Source organism: Flagellimonas sp. 2504JD1-5, assembly GCF_053618295.1.
Genome location: NZ_JBSIOU010000001.1, coordinates 1,889,400 through 1,912,194, shown reverse-complemented (window position 1 = coordinate 1,912,194; position 22,795 = coordinate 1,889,400). Strand labels below are relative to the sequence as shown.

General features: G+C 42.0%; 9 protein-coding genes. 2 read left to right on the top strand and 7 right to left on the bottom strand.

Annotated features, from left to right (window positions below; genetic code table 11):
• Window positions 1-122 precede the first annotated feature (122 nt).
• From ACULLG_RS08495 to ACULLG_RS08480, 4 genes are all read right to left on the bottom strand, one after another.
• Window positions 123-3,890 carry a beta strand repeat-containing protein gene (locus tag ACULLG_RS08495; RefSeq protein WP_452126325.1) on the bottom strand — a complete coding sequence of 1,256 codons (3,768 nt, stop codon included), beginning with the start codon at window positions 3,888-3,890 and terminating at the stop codon, window positions 123-125.
• A 169-nt stretch (window positions 3,891-4,059) separates the two neighbouring features.
• Window positions 4,060-6,015 carry an OmpA family protein gene (locus ACULLG_RS08490; protein ID WP_452126324.1) on the bottom strand — a complete coding sequence of 652 codons (1,956 nt, stop codon included), beginning with the start codon at window positions 6,013-6,015 and terminating at the stop codon, window positions 4,060-4,062.
• 9 nt (window positions 6,016-6,024) lie between these two features.
• The gene (locus tag ACULLG_RS08485; RefSeq protein ID WP_452126323.1) at window positions 6,025-6,969 is read right to left on the bottom strand and encodes a PorP/SprF family type IX secretion system membrane protein; all 945 of its coding nucleotides are present in this window, start codon (window positions 6,967-6,969) and stop codon (window positions 6,025-6,027) included.
• Between the two features lie 14 nt (window positions 6,970-6,983).
• The gene (locus ACULLG_RS08480) at window positions 6,984-11,504 is read right to left on the bottom strand and encodes a T9SS type B sorting domain-containing protein (protein ID WP_452126322.1); all 4,521 of its coding nucleotides are present in this window, start codon (window positions 11,502-11,504) and stop codon (window positions 6,984-6,986) included.
• Between the two features lie 392 nt (window positions 11,505-11,896).
• On the opposite strand from ACULLG_RS08480, the gene ACULLG_RS08475 reads away from it, so the two are divergent.
• Together ACULLG_RS08475 and ACULLG_RS08470 are read left to right on the top strand one after the other, a co-directional pair.
• Window positions 11,897-13,498 (top strand): peptide chain release factor 3, encoded by a 1,602-nt coding sequence (locus ACULLG_RS08475; RefSeq protein WP_452126321.1) that lies wholly within the window; start codon window positions 11,897-11,899, stop codon window positions 13,496-13,498.
• 77 nt (window positions 13,499-13,575) lie between these two features.
• Window positions 13,576-14,007, top strand: a complete 432-nt coding sequence (locus tag ACULLG_RS08470) for a hypothetical protein (protein WP_452126320.1) — start codon at window positions 13,576-13,578, stop codon at window positions 14,005-14,007.
• A gap of 55 nt (window positions 14,008-14,062) precedes the next feature.
• Here the strand turns inward: ACULLG_RS08470 and ACULLG_RS08465 are convergent, their stop codons facing one another.
• The 3 genes from ACULLG_RS08465 to rpoB all read right to left on the bottom strand — a co-directional run bounded on the left by ACULLG_RS08465 (window position 14,063) and on the right by rpoB (window position 22,703).
• A complete protein-coding gene (locus tag ACULLG_RS08465) occupies window positions 14,063-14,374 on the bottom strand; it encodes a DUF3467 domain-containing protein (protein ID WP_452126319.1) in 312 nt (103 codons plus the stop codon).
• Between the two features lie 177 nt (window positions 14,375-14,551).
• Window positions 14,552-18,850, bottom strand: coding sequence for a DNA-directed RNA polymerase subunit beta' (gene rpoC, locus ACULLG_RS08460; protein ID WP_452126318.1), 4,299 nt, complete (start codon window positions 18,848-18,850; stop codon window positions 14,552-14,554).
• Between the two features lie 43 nt (window positions 18,851-18,893).
• The gene (gene rpoB, locus ACULLG_RS08455; RefSeq protein ID WP_452126317.1) at window positions 18,894-22,703 is read right to left on the bottom strand and encodes a DNA-directed RNA polymerase subunit beta; all 3,810 of its coding nucleotides are present in this window, start codon (window positions 22,701-22,703) and stop codon (window positions 18,894-18,896) included.
• Window positions 22,704-22,795 lie beyond the last annotated feature (92 nt).

Below are 22,795 nucleotides of genomic sequence, written 5' to 3'. Positions count from 1 at the left end.
TATTTTGACGTATTTCAATTGTAATCAACAGAAAAACAACCCATAACAAGAGTTCTTTTAACGCCTTGATAAGCTAAATTTTCATCAGAAATCAAAAACCAAGTTGAAATACCTAGGAAGTTTTAGTTCCTATTTACACGATATGTAATTCTTCGGTTGGTAATTACGGTTGAAACTTTTATAGAACTAATGGGTGAAAACTCTGAGGTGGAATTGCCCAATGTTGCCGTAGCGGTAATCATATCGCTTAGGCTTGCCGTTGGCAATGGAATTGTAAACTTAAACCTATTTGTCGTGTCTGCATTTCCATCTGCATCTGAATAAGCAGTAGAGGTAGCGTCCGAGTCGGAAACGCTTCCTTCAACAGCGGATGCTATAAAGGTTTGACCTTCGCCATAGTCAGTTGAAAGCCCTAATTGGTTGTCGCCAGCGGTTGCACTTCCCTCACTAATATCCGTAAGGAAAAATTCTATGGTCGCACCGGGGCGTGACCAACCGGTTACTATTAAGTCTGAGCCTGAAATGAATATTGTGTTGAGAATGGGAAAATTTATGAGATTATTTGGTCCTGAATCACTATCACCATTGTCATTTAGGGTGATGTCATCTCCAAAACCGGCTGAAGCATCCAAGTCTATTCCCAAAGCGTTGCCCGAAGTACCATTGGCATATATTGAATTCTGACTAATCAGATTTCCAGTTCCTCCCAACACTACAATTCCGGCTCCGCCATTGCTAAAAATCACATTATTGGTCATTTGGGAGTTGTTTCCGTCAATTTTGATTCCCATATTTTCTATTCCACCACCACAGTTGGTTCCATTTTGACCAGAAGTGGTAATTGAGTTTTCAGCTATAGTCGCACCTCCAGAAAACGATGCCCCATCGATTGCCGTGGAAGCTGATCCATTTATCAAGTTTTGTTGAATGGTAATACCACTACCTCCTGTTAACGTAATTGCATCGTCGCAAGCGCTGTCACCATTATTTTCAAAATGATTGTTCTGTACCGTATTTGTGGCTCCTCCATTTATTAGAATACCGCTCTCCGTGGTTGTTGCAATATAATTACCGTCGGCATTAAGGTCACCACCCACATTTTCTATTCCAATACTTATATTTCCAGCATTTATTCCAGAAGCGTTTACACCCAACAAGTTTTGGGTTACAAACAAAGTACCGGCATCTATTCGAATTCCAGCATTGATATTGGCGTATACAGCTAAATTTCTTATAGTGATATTGCTACCCTGTGTTACAAAAACATCTCCCAAATCCCTGTGTACCTGTATTTCAGGTAGATCATAATTTGGTAGTGAAATTGCCGATGTACCTACAGTTGTACCTCCAGAACCTGCCGTTCCAGCATTAGTGTCTCCTGAGTAAGCCGTTTGTGTTCTTCCATCAATCTGTGTATTATCTGAAGTAACGCTCGATAATGGATTCCCACCTGATAACAATATATCAAAAAATCCCCCGCTGAAATTTGAATCCGCTGTTCGCCCAAAAGGGTCAGAAGTTGGTGGAATCATAAAAATGGAAGTGTCTTCTCCTGCTGCTGGATCAAAAATCGTGTTTGCCTCTATATCCAATCCTGTTTCATCCAAATTATTGGAATTCACAATGAACTGTTCCAAAGATCCCTGTCCATCTTCATTTGTATTTACTATTGTATTGAAATTAAAACCAAAATCAATACCACCTGTTCCTCCAGCTAAAACTACAACCGTGCTTGTGGTCTGGGCGCCTGTCAATATTCCCACCGCCACATCTTCATTGCTTGGAAAATTACCCCCTATCTCGGTTGTTATATTGTTCAAAGTAGTTCCATCATAATCGGATCTAAATGTTTGTACAGCATAGCACGTACCGCAGCTTGTGCCTCCTACACGGGTAGAATTTATACTTGAATTGAGAATTCTTACCGTATAGGTACCATCCGATATTCCTCCAAAGGCGTATTCTCCATCCGTATCAGTTACCTCAGTATCTACCAAAGCACCCAAATTATCATATAATTCCACTGTGACATTGGGAATTGCGATGCCTGAAGCGGTTGCCATGTCCCTTCCAACTCCTCCCGGGTAATTTATATCTTCAAAGACGGTTCCTGAGATAATATTGGAAGGCACTTTTAATACCACTGCGCTGGAAATGACCAAATCTTGACCCATATCAACATTTGCTGTTACTTGGGTATCGGTTATGTTAATAAATGACGAAATATCATAAGTGTCCAAATCCAATCCATAAATACCGGAAGTGTTCACTCCAGAGGTATTATCAAATATGGTAGAGTTAAAAGGATTGTTACCTGTTTGCCCACCATCACCGGTAAGGATGTTGGGAGCTCCACCTCCTTGTGGTAAGATTGAAAGTTCCTCCTTATTGGTACCAACAGTTCCATCTAAAGATGCATCACCTTCGTATGATAAAAAAGTGGCCTTACTTCCGATAGGGCTTATGGCATAAAAATTATCCAAGGTAAATGAGGTACCACTGTTTTGAGTGGCATCAAAACCATAATAGAGGTTAATAGTAGATGTCGGCAAACTGAAATCTTCGTAAAATATCATTAGGGACCATGCTCCTAAAACTACAGTACTGGAGCAATATGTACCTGTATTGTCAACAGTCAAGTCAGTAAAGTCATACGTTTCCCCCCATGGATCAGTTAAATCCGTGACAATATTGGTCACATCGGCTATATATCCATAGAATTGAACACCAAGAGTGAGTGCACCATATACCAAATCGGCGTTTACAGCCTGGCCTTCCAATGTTACATTTTGGTCAAGAACAGTGCTGGAATGTGCCCAATATAGATAGGCTTTCTTAATGGTTTTACCCGTAGGGGGTAAAATTGTCGTCAAATTACCTGAAGAGGTTGTTGTTATGCTACAAGGGTCAGTAGCATCATCATTTGTCCTCAATGTGCCTCCAGTGAGCACATAGTCAAAATTACCTTGAAAATCGTCATACAAACTTAAGGCAACATCATCCAAAATTATCTCATCGTCATTAATGGTGCCAATTGCGGTATCCGTAATATTTACTGAAGGGTCACTGGTTGACGTAAAACTCATGGTATAGGTTTCAGCAATTTCATATTCTGTGTCGTTGGTTATATTGACAGTAATTGTTTCCGTATCTCCAGCTGTACCATTGAAATTTAATGTGCCAGTGTATAAACCTGAACCAGTTGTGTAATCAGTCCCCTCTGTTGCGCTGACGGCAGTAATGGAGTAGTCAACACTAAAGGCTCCGGAGGCATCAGCACCGCTATGGGTAACCGTAAAAACAGCACTACCTGCATTTTCGTTTACAGCCACATCTTCTATGGTTACGCTTGAACCAATGTTGGCACTAATCTGAACATTATCAAGTTGGGCCCAATCATCACTTTGCCAATCTTGATTGGATTTGGCAAAAGAAATTGTGGTGTTGCTTGAGATATAGGCAGATATATCTTGTGTGAAGCTACCGTTACCACTTATAGTGGCAATTTGCGTATAACTCGCACCTCCATTATTAGAAACTAAAACGCCCAACTGACGCTGTCCCCCAAGACTATTAGTGGTATAATCAAAACTTAAAGTTGCAACTGTGGCTCCAGTAAGATTAGCAGTACGGTAAATGGATTCGCTCCAAATATATTCCATTCTAAGCTGGTTGCCCGTAATATATATAAACTCCGTTGTTGGCCCTAAGTCAGTATCATCTATTTCTGTCCAATTGGTTGCCCAATTAACTGTCCCATCATTATTGTTATATGCAACTGAACTAAATTCATCCCTAAAGGTTTCTTGGGCATTTGTTTTTCCAAAAAAAACTAGACATAGAATGAATGGAAAAAGTACTTTTCCTTTTCCCAATTTTAAATCTCCCATAGATGAGGCCATTGTGTTACATCCAAATGTAACCTCCTAGCTGTTGCGCTCTAAATATTTGTTGTGAAAGGGTTAATCGATAAAGTGAATCTCAATTATTATACAGTCAACAACGTAAGAAAGTGGTCAATCCTAAGCTTTTCCTATGACTTGAAAATGACTTCAATTCTTATTCAAAAATGATAAACTCCGACCGCCTGTTTAACTGGTGCTTGTCTTTGGAGCATGGAACGCCATTAAGACAATCGTTTACTAAACGAGTTTCTCCAAAACCTTCACCTTTTAATCTGTCAGCAGATATACCCTTGGAAATCATATAGTTTACCGTAGATGCTGCACGTTTTTGTGATAACCAAAGGTTATAGGCATCATTGCCACGGCTATCGGTATGGGAATTGACTTTAATTTTAAGGCTAGGATATTTCTCCATGGCAACGATTACTTTCTGAATCTCAATTTCAGCATCTCTGCGAATATCGTACTTATTTAGGTCAAAGTAAATGGTGCTCAATTGCAGTAATTTGGCCAAATCATCGCCAAAGCCTCCGGTTACTACGTCTCTTTCCAGATAGAAATCAACAATTCTGGGTTTGCCGTAAGATTTGTTCAAATACTCTTCTGCAGGAACATAACCATCTCTAGAAGCTCTTACAAAATTTCCTTTTGCGCAATCCAGGTCCAGCACATAATTTCCTTTTGAATCTGTAAGGGTCGATGAAACTTCGTTGTTCTCCTCATCAATTATTTTGACCGTTGCACCTACCAAAACTTCATTGGAAATTCTATCCCTTACCGTTCCCGTCACATCTTGGATGCAATCCAGTACCAGGGGTTGGTTTTCTACAAATTCATAGATATCGTCCTCTCCCAATCCACCCGTTCTATTGGAAGAAAAATATCCGGTCTTGGCCTCATTGTCCATGATAAAGGCAAAATCATCGTAATTTCCATTAATTGGTTTTCCGACATTGACTACGGGTTCATTAAAGTTTCCAAAGGCTATTTTGGTGGCAAATACATCCAATCCCCCCAATCCTTGGTGCCCGTCAGATGAAAAGTACAACACTCCATCTTTGGTAATATAAGGAAAGGTTTCTCGGGCCCTGGTGTTGATATTGTTACCTAAATTCTGTATAGGCCCATACGAACCATCACCAATAATCTCCGTTACAAAAATGTCAGATTCGCCTTGGGTGCCAGGCATATCGGAAACAAAATAGAGCCTTTTTCCATCTGGACTCAGCACTGGATGGGCTACAGAATAGGAATCATTATTGAATGGAAGTTCAACTACATTGGTCCACTCGCCATCTATCAATTCTGCGCTGTATATTTTTAGTCGAATTACCCCTTTTTCGTCTTTGTATTTTTTGCCATCCAAGAAATTGTTTCTGGTAAAATACATGGTGGTTCCATCCTTGGAAATGGCGGATGTGGATTCGTGCAGTCGGGTATTTACATCGCCGGGCAATTTGACCACATTGTCATTGGAAACACTGTCCACATTTACTTTATACAAATCCAAGAAATCTTTAGAATTCCATGTATGCCTATAACGGGCCAAGTTTCCTGTATCCCTGTCCGAAGAAAAAATCAAGCCTTTTTCATAATAAGATGCGGCAAAATCGGCATATTTGGTATTATATGGAAAGGGTTGGATGTTATATCTCCCCGAGTTTTTCTCTATTTTCTCCAGATAATCCTCATCATAGATATCTTCTGCAGATGTTGCTGTAATCTCCTTGAATTTTGACATTATTTTAGCAGATTCATCATATTCTCCCAACGTTTTCAAACTTTGGGCATATCGAAAATAATAATCAGGTTCAATTTCTTCTGGATAGGATTCTGCCAATCGCTGATACACTTTAGCAGCTTCCTCATATTTGGCATTAAAGTAGTACGAGTTGGCCAACCTTTTTAAAAGATCCGGTGATACATAGCCCTTGTCCAACACCTTTTTATAAATGTCTATAGCCGGGCTAAAAGAATATTCATTGTAACGTTCATCGGCCTTTGCTTTGACCTTGGCCTGTTGTTTTTCATTGACCTTGTCATTGTCTTGGGCCACGGCTTGAAACACACATCCTAAAAAAACAAGAAGTAAAAGTATTCTTTTTAGCATAACCCTGTATTAAAAGAATCTAGGTGATACGGTTTTTTGAAATGCCTTTAAAAGCTCCCATCTTAAAAATACCTCGAAAGAACCATCATTGAATTGGGTGCCTCCAAGTTCTGTTGTTTCACGATCATAGGCGAGTCCAAGCATAACCTGATCGGTAATTTGGAATCCGGCCAATGCACTCACTGCCGCGTCCAATCTGTATGCCGCTCCAAAACTGAACTTTTCAGCAAACAGAAAAGTTGCTGAAAGATCTACCTGTAATGGGGCACCTCCCACCGCTTTGGTCAAAAGTGCTGGTTTAAACTTCCAATCGGCATTCAAATCGAAAACATATCCTGTTATAAAATAGAAATTGATTCGTTCTGCAGCCAAAAAATTAACTGAATCGGAATCTCCATTGTCAAAATACTCCGTTTCCAAAACATTGGGAGCTGAAAGGCCAGCATAAAACCTATCGTTATGAAAATATAGGCCCAGACCAAAATTTGGGTTAAACTGATTGTCAATATTATCTTGCTGAACCACTTCTTGATCAAAGTTCCTCAAGCCATTAAAATCGAGGTTCAACATATTTCCGCCTGCTTTTAGTCCAAATGATAATTTGTTTTCCTGAGCAAACTCAATGGTATATGAAAGAACTACATCAAGATAGGTTTCCTGAACCACCCCATCACCAATGTTGTCATTTACAATAGAGACCCCATATCCTAATCTACTGTTTCTGATAGGGGAATGGAGATTAATGGTAAAGGTCTCTGGGGCTCCAGCAAGACCTATCCATTGTGAACGGTACAGACCAGCAAATGTCAATTGTCCTCTAGATCCTGCATATGCTGGGTTTACACTAAGTGTGTTGTACATATATTGGGTATACTGCGCATCTTGTTGCGCAACAAGGCCTTGAAACGTTACAACAACGAACAAAAACGGAATTAAAAAGTGTTTTTTAATCATTCTGATTCAATATGTTACCTACTTATGTAAATGTATTCGGAGTCGGTAAAACTTCCTTCATCCGTTTCGTAGTCAAATATATAAAAATATACTCCCGCCGGAAGGTAATCGTTGACGCTCAAGGTCGACCTACCACGTGAACGTCCATCAAAAACATTGTTCACATTATCGTAGTCTTTTCCTTCATATACAGCAACGCCCCAACGGTTAAAAATTCTAAGTGTACTGGTTCTGATACTTTTAACTCCTCTTATGAAAAGGAAATCGTTCTTTAAATCCCCATTTGGGGTCAACATCTGATTAACAGCAATATCTTCAATCGAAACAGTAACGGTTACCGTGGCGGTATCGCAGTTTTCAGAGTTTGAAGCCTCACAAATAGTATATTCAATTGTATAGGTACCCTCAGGTGTTCCTGGAGAAACGCTCACAGTTCCGTTCTCGTTTACCGTGAGTTCACTGGTGGGAGTTGAGGAGAGTATTACATCTATCAAGCCAATTGGTTCCCCATTCAGGGTGTCATTGGAAAGTACATTACTATCTGGAATAACCCCATCTGTGCCATCGGTGCTATAGGCATCATCCACAGCATCAATTACATTCACCATTCCAGGACCTACTTCAACCGTCACAGTACCTGTATCACAGTTATCAACATCTGCAATTTCACAGATGGTGTATTCGATGGTATAGGTACCCTCAGGGGTTCCTTCGGCAACACTGACACTTCCATCTTCATTAATGGTAAGCTCATCGGTATTGGTTGAAGTCAATATTACATCGGAAAGCGTGACTGGTTCACCATTAAGGGTATCGTTTGAAAGTACATTGCTATCAGGGATTTCACCATCTGCTCCATCCGTGCTATACCCATCATCCATAGCATCAATAATGTTTGCCATACTTGAATCAACAACTACAGTTACAGTTCCTGTATCACAGTTGTCCACATCCGCAATTTCACAAATGGTATATTCAATGGTATACGTTCCATCTGGGGTTCCTTCAGCAACACTGACACTTCCATCTTCATTGATGGTCAATACTTCCGTAGGTGTCGAGGTCAGGATCACATCGGATAAAGTCACTGGTTCCCCGTCCAAGGTGTCGTTGGAAAGCACATTGCTATCAGGAATTTCCCCACCCGAACCATCAGAAACATAGTCATCATCGACAGCATCAATTACAATGCCCATTCCCGGATCAATTTCCACGGTTACAGTTCCCGTATCGCAATTGTCGGTATCGGCAATTTCACAAATGGTATATTCAATCGTGTAGGTGCCTGCCGGTGTTCCTTCGGCAACACTCACGCTTCCATCCTCATTGATGGTCAGTACTTCCGTGGGTGTCGAAGTCAGAATCACATCAGAAAGCGTTACTGGCTCTCCATCCAAGGTATCGTTAGACAGCACATTGCTGTCAGGAATCTCTCCAGAACCATCAAAAGTAAAGGAGTCTTCCACTGCATCAATTACATTGCCCGTACTTGGACCAACTTCAACGGTAACGGTTCCGGTATCACAGTTATCGGTATCGGCAATCTCACAAATGGTGTATTCGATAGTGTATGTACCTTCTGGAGTTCCAGGTGCTACACTGACACTTCCATCCTCATTGATGGTAAGCACTTCCGTAGGTGTCGAAGTTAAGATTACATTCGCTAAGGTAACTGGGTTTCCGTTTAGGGTGTCATTGGCAAGTACATCAACATCCGGCATTACACCACCTTCACCATCCGAAGTATAGTTGTCGTCCACAGCATCAATAACATTGGGAACGAATGGGTCCAGATAGTCCGGGGTCCCGTCATCATCGGTATCGTCATTGGTCGGGTCACCGTCGCCGTCATCGTCCTCGTCCGGGGTGTCTATACCATCTCCATCGTCGTCGAAGTCGCGGTAGTTCACATCCTCAGTGCCATCAGTATCGGGAAGGTCATTGGCCGGATCATCGATCTCATCATTGACATCGTAACCATCATTGACATCACTGCCCTCGTAGCCGTCGTCAAGGCCATCGTTGTCCGTATCGGTTCCCGTAAAGTTCTGGTCGGGCACACCATCAAAATTGAAGTCGTTCCCCTCGTTGTTGTCCGCAACAAGGTCGTTGTCCGAGTCATCATCCAAATAGTCCGGAGCGTCAGTGCCATCGGTGTTCTCAGGGGTCAATCCACCGATATAGGCCGAGTTCACACCCTGGTTGGCCTCATAGGTCGCCTCATCGTCATCGTTAGGGGCGATATAGCTCGCCGTGGGCTGGGCCTCAACATTGTCCGGAATGCCATCATTATCACTGTCGATGTCCAAATGGTCCGGTCGACCATCGCCGTCACTGTCCAAAGGATCGGTCAAGGGGTCGTTGTCACGATCCAAATTGTGGTCCTCTGTTGTATCGAGGATACCATCGTTGTCATCGTCTAGGTCAACGCTGTCCGGCACCCCGTCATCATCTGTATCTTCTCCAGGACTGTCGGGATCAAGGTAGTCTGGGGTCCCGTCATCATCGGTATCGTCATTGGTCGGGTCACCGTCACCGTCATCGTCCTCATCCGGGGTGTCGATGCCATCACCATCGTCGTCGAAGTCGCGGTAGTTCACATCCTCAGTGCCATCAGTATCGGGAAGGTCATTGGCCGGATCATCGATCTCGTCGTTCACATCGTAGCCATCGTTGACATCGCTTCCCTCATAACCATCGTCAAGGCCATCGTTGTCCGTATCGGTGCCGGTAAAGGTCTGATCAGGAACACCGTCAAAGTTGAAGTCGTTCCCTTCGTTGTTGTCCGCAACAAGGTCGTTGTCCGAGTCATCGTCCAAATAGTCCGGAGCGTCAGTGCTATCGGTGTTCTCAGGGGTCAATCCACCAATATAGGCCGAGTTCACACCTTGGTTCGCCTCATAGGTCGCCTCATCGTCATCGCTAGGGGCGATGTACGTGGCCGTGGGCTGCGCCTCGACATTGTCAGGGATACCATCATTATCACTGTCTATGTCCAAATGGTCCGGGCGGCCGTCACCATCACTGTCCAAAGGATCGGTCAAGGGGTCGTCGTCACCATCCAAATTGTGGTCCTCTGTTGTATCGAGGATTCCATCATTATCATCATCAAGGTCAACGCTGTCAGGTACCCCGTCATCATCCGTATCTTCTCCGGGGCTATCAGGGTCCAGATAGTCCGGGGTCCCGTCATCATCAGTATCATCATTGGTAGGGTCACCGTCACCGTCATCATCCTCGTCCGGGGTGTCGATGCCATCACCATCGTCGTCGAAGTCGCGGTAGTTCACATCCTCAGTGCCATCGGTATCGGGAAGGTCATTGGCCGGATCATCGATCTCATCATTGACATCGTAGCCATCATTGACATCACTGCCCTCGTAGCCGTCGTCAAGGCCATCGTTGTCCGTATCGGTGCCGGTAAAGGTCTGATCGGGGACACCGTCAAAGTTAAAGTCGTTCCCCTCGTTGTTGTCCGCCACAAGATCATTGTCGGAGTCGTTGTCAAGGTAATCGGGATTATCTTCACCATCCGTGTTCTCGGGAGTAATTCCTTCATCTCCATTTCCTTCGTATGCATTGTCCAAACCATCATTATCATCATCCATTCCACTTGGTGGGACATATCCAGCTGTGGTTTGTCCTTCTACGTTATCTGGGATTCCGTCGTTATCGGAATCAATATCCCTGAAATTTGGCAGCGGGTCATCATCGCTATTGATTGGCGTAATGCCCTCTCCTGCTCCAGGATAAGATTCATAATGATCATCCAATCCATTTCCATCTGAATCCACTCCACAAGGGGTTTGAATATGATTTGGATCTTGGGCTTCAATATTATCCAAGATCCCATCGTTGTCTGAATCAATGTCTCGGAAATCTTTGATATAGTCACCATCTGTATCAATTGGAGTCAAACCTCCGCAGCTACCGGGAGTCTCTTCGTAGGCATCATCCAAACCATTGCCATCTGTATCCGTACCTGATGGTGGAACGTAACCCGAAGTAGTTTGGGCTTCAACGTTATCCAAAATCCCATCGTTGTCCGAATCAATATCCTTATAATCCGGTATATGGTCGTAATCGGTATCTACGGGAATTAATCCTCCACAGCTACCTGGCGTTTCTTCATAAGCATCATCCAAACCGTTGCCATCGGTATCTTTACCGGAAGGAGGTACGTACCCATTTGTAGGTTGTGCCTCAATATTGTCAATTATGCCGTCATCATCTGAATCAACATCTAGATAATCAGGAATTGTATCACCATCAGTGTCGGTAGGATTGGTCCAATAACAATCATCGCCGTCCAAGTTCTCATCCTCAACGGTATCGATTATCCCGTCATTGTCTGAATCAATATCGGTATTGTCTGGCACGCCATCTCCATCAGTATCGGTATAATAGCCCGTATCCTCCTCAAAATTATTTGCGTGGGCGGTGGTTGAAAGGCTTAGACAAAATGCAAAGCATATCAATGAAAAAAGACTATATAAAACCTTTTTCTTAAAATTTAAGAAAGTAATTTTTTCCATAATGATAGTTTTGGTCAACTAATCACCATGGCAGAAGTATTCTCGAACTTGTAAGAAAATGGGGCTTTTCTTAACTTTTAGTGGTTTCTGTATTTCAACCAGGCCACCTTTTGTGCACATAGTTAGTGCATTCGGGGTGCAACACCTATTTTAATCGACAAAAAGCATATTCTTCGTCATTACTTGCCACTATTATTTATACGAGCAAGTTTATAAAAAGGATTACAACGCGGTAAAACGGCAAAAAATCACTGTGCGAAAATTACTCTACTTTTTTGTTTTTAGGGCAAGTATTTTCCTATTTTTTGTCCCCATACTATCAACAATTGTTTAGAATGTCCTATTTGCATTCAAAAAGAGATAATTACGCTATTTTTGCCGAAATTTTGTAGATGGATTTTGACAAGGAAATAGCTAGACGAAGAACTTTTGGTATTATCTCTCACCCGGATGCTGGAAAAACAACACTGACCGAAAAGCTATTGTTGTTTGGAGGTGCCATTCAGGAAGCAGGCGCTGTTAAAAACAACAAAATCAAAAAATCGGCCACCAGTGACTTTATGGAAATAGAGCGCCAGCGTGGTATTTCGGTTGCTACGTCTGTCTTGGCTTTTATTTATAATGATAAGAAAATCAATATTCTAGATACTCCGGGGCACAAAGATTTTGCAGAGGATACGTTTAGGACCTTAACCGCGGTCGACAGTGTCATTGTGGTGATAGATGTAGCTAAAGGTGTAGAAGAACAGACCGAGAAATTGGTAGAGGTCTGTCGCATGCGAAATATTCCCATGATCGTTTTTATCAACAAATTGGATCGCGAAGGGAAGGATGCGTTTGATTTGTTGGACGAGGTAGAACAAAAGCTGGGGCTATCGGTAACACCATTGAGTTTTCCTATTGGAATGGGATATGATTTCAAGGGAATCTATAACATTTACGAAAAGAATATCAATCTGTTCAGTGGTAACAGCAAGCAGAATATTGAGGATACAATTGCTTTTGATGATATTGAAAATCCCGAATTGGAAAACATCATTGGCGAGGCTGCGGCAACTGAGCTTCGCGACAATTTGGAATTGGTTGCGGGGGTCTATCCTGAATTTGATAAGGAAGCTTATTTAAACGGAACTCAACAACCGGTATTTTTTGGGTCTGCACTGAATAATTTTGGAGTGCGGGAGTTATTGGATTGCTTTGTGGATATTGCTCCATCACCCCGAGCCAAAAAGGCCGAAGAACGTGTGGTTGAAGCGGATGAAAAGGATTTTTCAGGCTTTGTGTTTAAAATCCATGCAAATATGGATCCCAAACATCGGGACCGTTTGGCTTTTATTAAAATAGTGTCGGGTACATTTGAACGAAATAAACCTTACCTACATGTGAGGCAGGGCAAAAAACTCAAGTTTTCCAGTCCCAATGCCTTTTTTGCCGAGAAAAAGGAGATTGTTGACATCTCCTATCCCGGTGATATTGTTGGATTGCATGATACCGGAAACTTTAAAATCGGTGATACCTTGACCAATGGTGAAAAATTGCATTACCGAGGTATTCCAAGTTTCTCTCCGGAACATTTTAGATATATCAACAATGCCGACCCCATGAAAGCCAAACAGCTTTATAAAGGTATTGATCAGCTTATGGACGAAGGTGTAGCGCAATTGTTTACTCTGGAATTGAACGGTAGAAAAATTATTGGAACTGTAGGTGCACTCCAATATGAAGTTATCCAATACCGATTAGAACATGAATATGGAGCTAAATGCACCTATGAGAATTTTCCCGTTTATAAGGCGTGTTGGGTTGATGCTGAAGACCCAAATGGTGACGAATTCAAGGAATTTAAGCGGGTAAAACAGAAATTTTTGGCTACTGACAAGCAAGGGCAATTGGTATTTTTGGCCGACTCCGCATTCTCGCTTCAAATGACACAGCAGAAATACCCGTCGGTAAAACTTCGTTTTACTTCGGAAGTCACCGAAGAGGTTTCTTAGGTTCAAACAGCTGAAGATAAGACCCATCTTCTACTTTTTTTGTACTTTATTGGCTGTAACCATTAAAAAACATTCTTATGACCGATTCGAACAAACCACCAGTTTGGTTCTGGATAGTGAGCGTTGCAGCTCTTTTGTGGAACATTATGGGAGTAATGGCGTATTTGGGCCAGGCTTATACCAGCGTTGAGCAATTGGAACAGATGACCCAGGCCCAACGAGAGCTTTTTGAGGCTCAACCAGCATGGGTGACAGCGGCATTCGCGATAGCCGTTTTTGGAGGTACTTTGGGCTGTATTGCTCTTTTACTTCGTAAAAAATGGGCCAAACCCGTTTTTTTCATCTCCCTTTTGGGCATACTGGGCCAGTTTATCTATGGGCTTTTTCTGAGCAACACCATTGAGGTCTACGGAAATCAGGCCATTTATATGCCGATTCTGGTTATAGTTATTGGTGTTTTGCTTATACTTTTGGCCAAAAAGGGCATCCAAAAAGGTTGGTTGTCCTAATCCAAATGACATTTAAAATAAAAAAACCTGACTTTTTAGAGTCAGGTTTTATTTTTTAAGCTTCTCCCGTGGGCCCAAAATTCATGGGGATGGGAGGTTGCTCGTAATCTTTTATTGTACCATGTGCTTTTTCAAACCTTGCGACATTGTCACTTAGTGCTTTTAAAAACTTCTTGGCATGTTGAGGCGTTAAAACAATTCGGCTTTTCACCTTGGCTTTGGGTGCTCCAGGCATCATGCTAATAAAATCCACCACAAATTCGGATACAGAGTGGTTTATTATTGCCAGATTGGAATAAATGCCTTCGGCCGTTTTTTCATCCAATTCTATGTTGATTTGCTTTTGATTTTTATCGTTTTCAGCCATTTTGTATTTGGATTTAAAATAATCTTGAATTTTAAGAGAACATCATTCTGAACTTGTTTCAGAATCTCAAATCCCTATCATCAAACTTTTATTATGAGACCCTGAAATAAATTCAGGGTGACGCAATATATCTGTTATATTAAAAAGAAAACCCTGACAATTGCCAGGGTTTGTTTATTAGAATTTGAATTCCTCTTTTCGAGCCATGATTTCATCGTATTCTTCTTTTGATCCTACAATGATACTATCATAATCCCTCATACCGGTACCGGCAGGAATCTTGTGTCCAACAATTACATTCTCCTTCAATCCTTCCAAAGTATCAACTTTACCACTTACAGCGGCTTCGTTCAATACTTTAGTGGTTTCCTGGAACGATGCTGCAGAGATGAACGATTTTGTCTGAAGCGAAGCCCTGGTAATACCTTGCAAGATTGGAGTCGCAGTTGCTGCAACGGCATCTCGTGCGGTCACCAAAGTTTTGTCTTCTCTACGCAAAATTGAATTCTCATCTCGAAGCGCTCTTGCAGAAATTATCTGACCAGGCTTCAGGTTTTCAGAATCACCAGCATCTTCAACAACTTTTTGTCCGAAAATCTCATCGTTCTCACGGATGAAATCATCTTTGTGCACCAATTGGTTCTCCAAGAAGGTAGTGTCACCAGAATCCTCGATACGTACCTTACGCATCATCTGACGTACAACAACCTCAAAGTGCTTGTCATTAATTTTCACACCTTGCAGACGGTATACTTCTTGAACTTCGTTCACCAAGTATTGCTGTACTGCAGATGGCCCTTTAATGGCCAAGATGTCTTCTGGAGTAATAGACCCATCGGATAATGGCATACCAGCACGAACGTAATCGTTCTCCTGTACCAAAATCTGGTTGGACAATTTCACCAAGTACTTCTTGATCTCTCCTGTTTTGGATTCGATGATAATCTCGCGGTTACCTCGTTTGATTTTTCCGAAGGAAACTACACCATCAATCTCAGAAACAACTGCTGGGTTAGAAGGGTTACGTGCTTCAAAAAGCTCGGTTACCCTTGGAAGACCTCCTGTAATATCCCCTGCTTTAGCAGATTTACGTGGAATCTTCACCAAAATCTTACCTTCCTTAATCTTATCACCGTCGTCCACCATAATATGTGAACCAACAGGTAAGTTATACGAACGTAAAGTTTCTCCTTTACCGTCCTTGATCAACAAGGTTGGAATCAGCTTCTTATTTCGAGATTCAGAGATTACCTTTTCTTGGAAACCGGTTTGTTCGTCAATTTCCACTTGATAGGTAACTCCCTGCTCAATGTTTTCATAGGCAATCTGCCCAGTAAATTCAGAAACAATAACACCGTTATATGGATCCCACTGACAAATTACAGTACCCGGTTTAATTTTGGCACCGTTCTTCACAAACAATTGCGAACCATAAGGAATGTTATTGGTACTTAGGGTGATTCCAGTATTGGCATCAACTACCTTGATCTCGGAAGTTCTGGAAATAACAATATTGGCTTTTTCGCCTTCACTGTTTTCTCCAACTACTGTTCTAAGATCTTCGATTTCTGCAATACCTTCAAATTTAGCTTGAAGTTTATTGTCCTCAGAAATGTTACCAGCAATACCGCCCACGTGGAAGGTACGCAAGGTTAACTGTGTTCCAGGCTCACCAATGGACTGCGCTGCAACAACACCAACAGCCTCACCTCGTTGAACCATTTTATTGGTCGCCAAGTTTCTACCGTAGCATTTTGCACAGATTCCTTTTGGCGCTTCGCATGTCAATGCAGAACGCACTTCAATCTTCTCGACCGGAGCTGCTTCTACTCTTTTCACATCAGCTTCTGAAATCTGTTGTCCAGCTTCCAAAAGTAATTCCTCATTCAAAGGATTGTATACATCGTGCAATGAAACTCGACCTAGGATTCTTTCTCCTAGCGTTTCCACCACTTCTTCATTTTTCTTCAATGCGGAAACTTCGATACCCCTCAACGTACCACAATCATCAATATTAATGATCACATCTTGGGAAACATCTACCAAACGTCTTGTCAAGTACCCAGCATCCGCAGTTTTCAAAGCGGTATCCGCTAGACCTTTACGAGCACCGTGGGTTGAGATAAAGTATTCCAAAATCGATAGTCCTTCCTTAAAGTTGGACAGGATCGGGTTTTCGATAATCTCTCCACCACCGGCGGTCGATTTTTTCGGCTTGGCCATCAGACCACGCATACCTGTCAACTGACGAATCTGCTCTTTGGAACCCCTTGCACCAGAATCCAACATCATATATACAGAGTTGAACCCTTGTTTGTCTTCGCGAATACGCTTCATGGCCAATTCGGTCAACATGGCATTGGTAGAAGTCCAAACATCAATTACCTGATTGTATCTTTCATTATTGGTAATCAATCCCATATTATAGTTCATCATAATACCATCAACCTGCTCATTGGCGTCATTGATCATATCATGTTTCTCTGGTGGAATTATAATATCTCCCAAACTGAAGGACAAACCTCCTTTAAAGGCGAATTCGTAACCCATGGTCTTGATCTTATCCAAGAACTCTGCAGTAGCAGGAACATCGGTAACGGCTAAAATATCCCCAATAATGTTTCTTAGGGATTTCTTGTTCAAAACGGTATTGATGTATCCGGCTTGTTCCGGTACAACACTGTTGAACAATACACGACCAACAGTAGTTTCAATAATTTGCTTTACAAGCTCTCCTTCTTCATTAAAGTCTTTCGCTCTAACCTTGATACCTGCATTCAATTCTACTTTACCTTCATTGAAAGCAATTTCAACCTCTTCCGCGGAATAGAAAGTCAACCCTTCACCTTTTACAGGCTCTTCTTTGGTAGACTTCTTCTCCTTGGTCATATAATACAGACCCAAAACCATATCCTGAGAAGGAACGGTAATTGGAGAACCATTTGCCGGGTTCAAGATGTTTTGGGAAGCCAACATTAACAATTGTGCTTCCAAAATGGCCTCTGGGCCTAATGGTAAGTGAACTGCCATCTGGTCACCATCGAAATCCGCATTAAATGCGGTACATGCCAATGGGTGGAGACGAATCGCCTTACCTTCAATCAGTTTTGGTTGGAAAGCCTGGATACCCAACCTGTGCAGTGTGGGAGCCCGGTTCAATAGTACCGGATGTCCTTTAAGGACATTCTCCAAGATATCCCAAACTACGGGTTCTTTCTTGTCTATAATCTTCTTGGCCGACTTAACCGTCTTTACAATACCTCTTTCAATCAGTTTTCTGATAACAAAAGGCTTGTATAGCTCAGCAGCCATATCTTTTGGAAGACCACATTCGTACAATTTCATTTCCGGTCCAACCACAATTACCGAACGAGCAGAATAATCCACACGTTTACCCAATAGGTTCTGACGGAAACGACCTTGTTTACCTTTCAAGGAATCGGAAAGGGATTTCAATGGTCTGTTCGATTCTGTTTTTACAGCAGAAGCTTTTCTTGTATTATCGAAAAGTGAATCCACTGCTTCTTGAAGCATACGCTTCTCGTTTCTCAAGATTACCTCAGGAGCTTTGATTTCCATCAATCGCTTTAAACGATTGTTTCGGATAATTACCCTGCGATATAGGTCGTTCAAATCGGAAGTTGCAAAACGACCACCATCCAATGGCACCAACGGACGTAATTCTGGTGGAATTACCGGAACCACCTTCATAATCATCCATTCAGGTTTGTTCTCTCTGTTGTTTTGCGATTCGCGAATGGCCTCAACTACCTGAAGACGCTTTAAAGCCTCTGTTTTACGCTGCTTGGAAGTTTCAGTATTGGCTTTGTGCCTTAGTTGATAGGAAAGCTCTTCCAAATCAATTCGAGACAACAAATCAATTAAACACTCCGCACCCATTTTAGCAATGAACTTGTTAGGGTCAGAATCTTCCAAATATTGATTTTCCTGTGGAAGTGTTTCCAAGATGTTCAAATACTCCTCTTCCGTCAAGAAATCCATTTTGTTGATTTCCTCACCTTCAGGACCTTTGGCCTCACCTGGTTGAATGACCACATATCTTTCATAATAAATGATCATATCCAATTTCTTGGAAGGCAATCCCAATAGGTATCCTATTTTGTTTGGAAGTGAACGGAAATACCAGATGTGCGCAACAGGAACCACAAGATTAATGTGTCCTACACGATCTCTACGTACCTTCTTCTCGGTCACTTCAACACCACAACGGTCACAAACAATTCCGCGGTAACGGATACGTTTGTATTTTCCACAGGCACATTCATAGTCCTTTACAGGGCCGAATATGCGCTCACAGAACAACCCATCACGCTCTGGCTTGTGGGTTCTGTAATTAATGGTCTCCGGTTTTAAAACTTCTCCTCTTGACTCTGCCAAAATAGACTCTGGTGAAGCCAATCCGATGGAAATTTTATCAAACCTTTTTGGTGCGTTATTATCTTTTATTCTAGCCATAATACTATGGAGATGATATGATTAAAAATGCTTATATATTCTATTATTCTTCCAATCGGATATCCAAACCTAATCCCTTAAGTTCGTGCATCAATACATTGAAAGATTCTGGCAATCCAGGTTCTGGCATGGTCTCACCTTTTACAATGGACTCATAGGTCTTGGCCCTTCCGATAACGTCATCGGATTTAACGGTCAAGATTTCACGTAGGGTAGACGAAGCTCCATAAGCTTCTAATGCCCAAACTTCCATCTCACCAAAACGCTGACCACCGAACTGGGCTTTACCACCCAATGGTTGTTGTGTGATCAACGAGTATGGTCCAATAGATCTAGCGTGCATCTTATCGTCGACCATGTGACCTAATTTCAACATGTAGATAACACCTACAGTCGCGGCCTGATCAAATCGTTGTCCTGTACCACCATCATATAAATGGGTGTGTCCAAATCTTGGAACTCCGGCCTCATCGGTATACTCATTGATTTGCTCCAAGGTAGCACCATCGAAAATTGGGGTTCCGTATTTTTTGTCCAGTTTCTGACCTGCCCATCCAAGAACAGTTTCATAAATCTGACCAATGTTCATACGGGAAGGTACCCCAAGTGGATTCAATACGATATCCACAGGTGTTCCATCTTCCAAGAACGGCATATCTTCCTGACGAACAATACGTGCAACGATACCTTTGTTACCGTGACGCCCAGCCATTTTATCACCAACTTTCAGCTTACGCTTTTTGGCGATATATACTTTGGCCAATTTCATGATACCTGCAGGAAGTTCATCTCCCACCGAAATGGTAAACTTATCCCTTCTTAGGTTTCCTTGAATGTCGTTCAACTTAATCTTATAGTTGTGCAACAAATCGGCAACCAAAGTATTGGTTTTATCATCTGTTGTCCAGCTTCCGCCAACCAAGTGGGCAAAATCATCAACAGCATTCAACATTTTGATGGTGTATTTCTTTCCTTTTGGAAGTACTTCTTCACCCAAATCGTTGATAACTCCTTGAGACGTTTTACCACTGATCAATCCAAAGAGTTTCTCGATAAGAACATCTTTCAACTGCTGGAATTTCACTTCATAATCCATCTCCAATCTAGTGATGGCTTCTTTGTCCTCTGAGCGCTTACGCTTGTCCTTGATGGAACGTGAGAATAACTTTTTGTCGATAACCACCCCTCTCAATGAAGGTGAAGCTTTCAACGAAGCATCTTTTACGTCACCCGCTTTGTCACCAAAGATGGCACGCAGTAACTTTTCTTCTGGAGTTGGGTCAGATTCTCCTTTTGGAGTAATCTTACCAATCAAAATATCACCAGGTTTTACTTCAGCACCGATTCGGATCATACCGTATTCATCCAAATCTTTCGTAGCTTCTTCGGATACGTTAGGAATATCGTTGGTCAATTCCTCAGCACCTAATTTGGTATCTCGTACTTCCAATGCATATTCATCGATATGGATAGAGGTAAAGATATCTTCGCGTACTACTTTTTCAGAAATCACGATAGCATCCTCAAAGTTGTACCCTTTCCAAGGCATAAAGGCCACCTTCATATTTCTACCAAGTGCCAATTCTCCTTTTTGGGTAGCGTATCCTTCACAAAGTACCTGCCCTCTTTTAACCTTATCTCCTTTTTGGACAATTGGTTTTAGGTTGATACTGGTACCTTGGTTGGTTTTTCTAAACTTGACCAATTCGTAGGTTTTGGAGTCTTCTTCGAAGCTTACCAATCGTTCTTCCTCTGATCTTGTGTATTTAATGGTGATTTTCTGAGCGTCAACGTATTCAACTACACCATCACCTTCTGCATTGATCAATACACGGGAATCTGTGGCCACCTGTCTTTCCAGACCTGTACCTACAATTGGGGATTCAGGTTTCAATAATGGAACTGCCTGACGCATCATGTTAGACCCCATCAAAGCTCGGTTTGCATCATCGTGCTCCAAGAATGGAATCAAAGATGCTGAAATGGAAGCAATTTGGTTAGGGGCAACATCGGTATAGTTTACTTCTGATGGATCCACAACCGGGAAATCACCTTCTTCACGGGCAATGACCTTGTCATCCTCAATTTTTCCTTTTTCATCAGTAGGAATGTTTGCTTGGGAAATCTTCATTCCCTCTTCTTCCTCTGCACTTAAATAAGTGTACTCCTTTGTATTTACAACACCATTTTCAACTTTTCGGTAAGGTGTTTCCAAGAAGCCCATAGGGTTAACCTTGGCAAATACAGAAAGTGAAGAAATCAAACCAATGTTTGGTCCTTCAGGGGTTTCTATCGGACATAATCTTCCGTAATGCGTGTAGTGAACGTCCCGAACCTCGAAACCTGCTCTTTCACGGGAAAGACCTCCTGGCCCGAGTGCTGACAACCTTCTTTTGTGCGTAATCTCCGCCAATGGATTGGTTTGATCCATAAACTGAGACAACTGGTTTGTACCAAAAAAGGAGTTGATCACGGAAGACAAGGTCTTGGCGTTGATCAAATCAATCGGGGTAAATACTTCGTTGTCACGAACGTTCATACGCTCACGGATGGTTCTGGCCATACGGGCCAAACCTACACCAAATTGGGATGACAATTGCTCTCCCACAGTTCTAACACGACGGTTGGACAAGTGGTCGATATCATCGATCTCTGCTTTGGAGTTGATCAGCTCGATCAAATATTTGATAATGGTAATGATATCTTCCTTAGTCAAGACCTGTTTGTCCATTCCAATATCAAGACCCAATTTCTTGTTCATTCTGTAACGACCAACTTCACCTAAATTGTAACGCTGATCGGAGAAAAACAACTTATCTATAATACCACGGGCCGTTTCTTCATCTGGCGGTTCGGCATTACGTAATTGTCTATAAATGTGCTCTACCGCTTCTTTTTCAGAGTTGGTAGGGTCTTTTTGCAAGGTATTGTGGATAATCGCGTAATCCGACTGCGTATTGTTTTCTTTATGGAGCAGGATGGTTTTTACATCGGCATCGATAATTTCATCGATATGCTCTTTTTCCAATACGGTGTCACGATCAAGGACAATCTCGTTACGTTCAATGGACACCACTTCCCCGGTATCTTCATCCACAAAATCCTCATGCCATGTGTTCAGTACCCTTGCGGCCAATTTTCGGCCCAACACTTTTTTCAATCCTGCTTTGGAAACCTTTATTTCTTCTGAAAGGTCGAAAATTTCCAAAATATCCTTGTCACGCTCAAATCCGATCGCGCGGAAAAGGGTTGTCACAGGCAATTTTTTCTTTCTATCAATATAAGCGTACATCACGCTATTGATATCTGTAGCAAATTCAATCCAGGACCCTTTAAAAGGAATTACCCTTGCTGAGTATAGTTTTGTTCCGTTTGCGTGAAAAGATTGTCCGAAGAAAACTCCAGGAGATCTGTGCAATTGGGAAACTACAACTCTTTCTGCACCATTGATCACGAAAGTTCCACTTGGAGTCATGTACGGAATGGTACCTAGGTACACATCTTGCACTATGGTCTCGAAATCTTCGTGTTCTGGATCGGTACAATACAATTTTAAACGCGCCTTTAAGGGAACGCTATAAGTAAGTCCACGCTCTATACATTCTTGGATGGAATATCTTGGCGGATCTATAAAATAGTCTAGAAATTCGAGTACAAACTGATTTCTAGTGTCTGTAATCGGAAAATTTTCCATGAAGGTGTTGTAGAGACCTTCATTTCCTCTTTCGTCAGATTTGGTTTCAAGCTGAAAAAAGTCTTGAAAGGATTTAATCTGAATGTCCAAGAAATCCGGGTATTCCGGTATGTTCTTAGCGGATGCGAAATTTACTCTTTCAGTAGTGTTTGTGAACATCAATGGACAAATTTTGATCGTGAAATATTACTTTGGGCGGTGTACGACTTTATACACTCCTATTAAATAGGCTAAGGCCTAACCATTTTTAT

Coding starts and splice junctions, on each gene's coding strand:
- ACULLG_RS08490 (WP_452126324.1), bottom strand. CDS start 6,015: ATGCTAAAAAGAATACTTTTACTTCTTGTTTTTTTAGGATGTGTGTTT.
- ACULLG_RS08485 (WP_452126323.1), bottom strand. CDS start 6,969: ATGATTAAAAAACACTTTTTAATTCCGTTTTTGTTCGTTGTTGTAACG.
- ACULLG_RS08475 (WP_452126321.1), top strand. CDS start 11,897: ATGGATTTTGACAAGGAAATAGCTAGACGAAGAACTTTTGGTATTATC.
- rpoB (WP_452126317.1), bottom strand. CDS start 22,703: ATGTTCACAAACACTACTGAAAGAGTAAATTTCGCATCCGCTAAGAAC.
- ACULLG_RS08495 (WP_452126325.1), bottom strand. CDS start 3,890: ATGGGAGATTTAAAATTGGGAAAAGGAAAAGTACTTTTTCCATTCATT.
- ACULLG_RS08465 (WP_452126319.1), bottom strand. CDS start 14,374: ATGGCTGAAAACGATAAAAATCAAAAGCAAATCAACATAGAATTGGAT.
- ACULLG_RS08470 (WP_452126320.1), top strand. CDS start 13,576: ATGACCGATTCGAACAAACCACCAGTTTGGTTCTGGATAGTGAGCGTT.
- ACULLG_RS08480 (WP_452126322.1), bottom strand. CDS start 11,504: ATGGAAAAAATTACTTTCTTAAATTTTAAGAAAAAGGTTTTATATAGT.
- rpoC (WP_452126318.1), bottom strand. CDS start 18,850: ATGGCTAGAATAAAAGATAATAACGCACCAAAAAGGTTTGATAAAATT.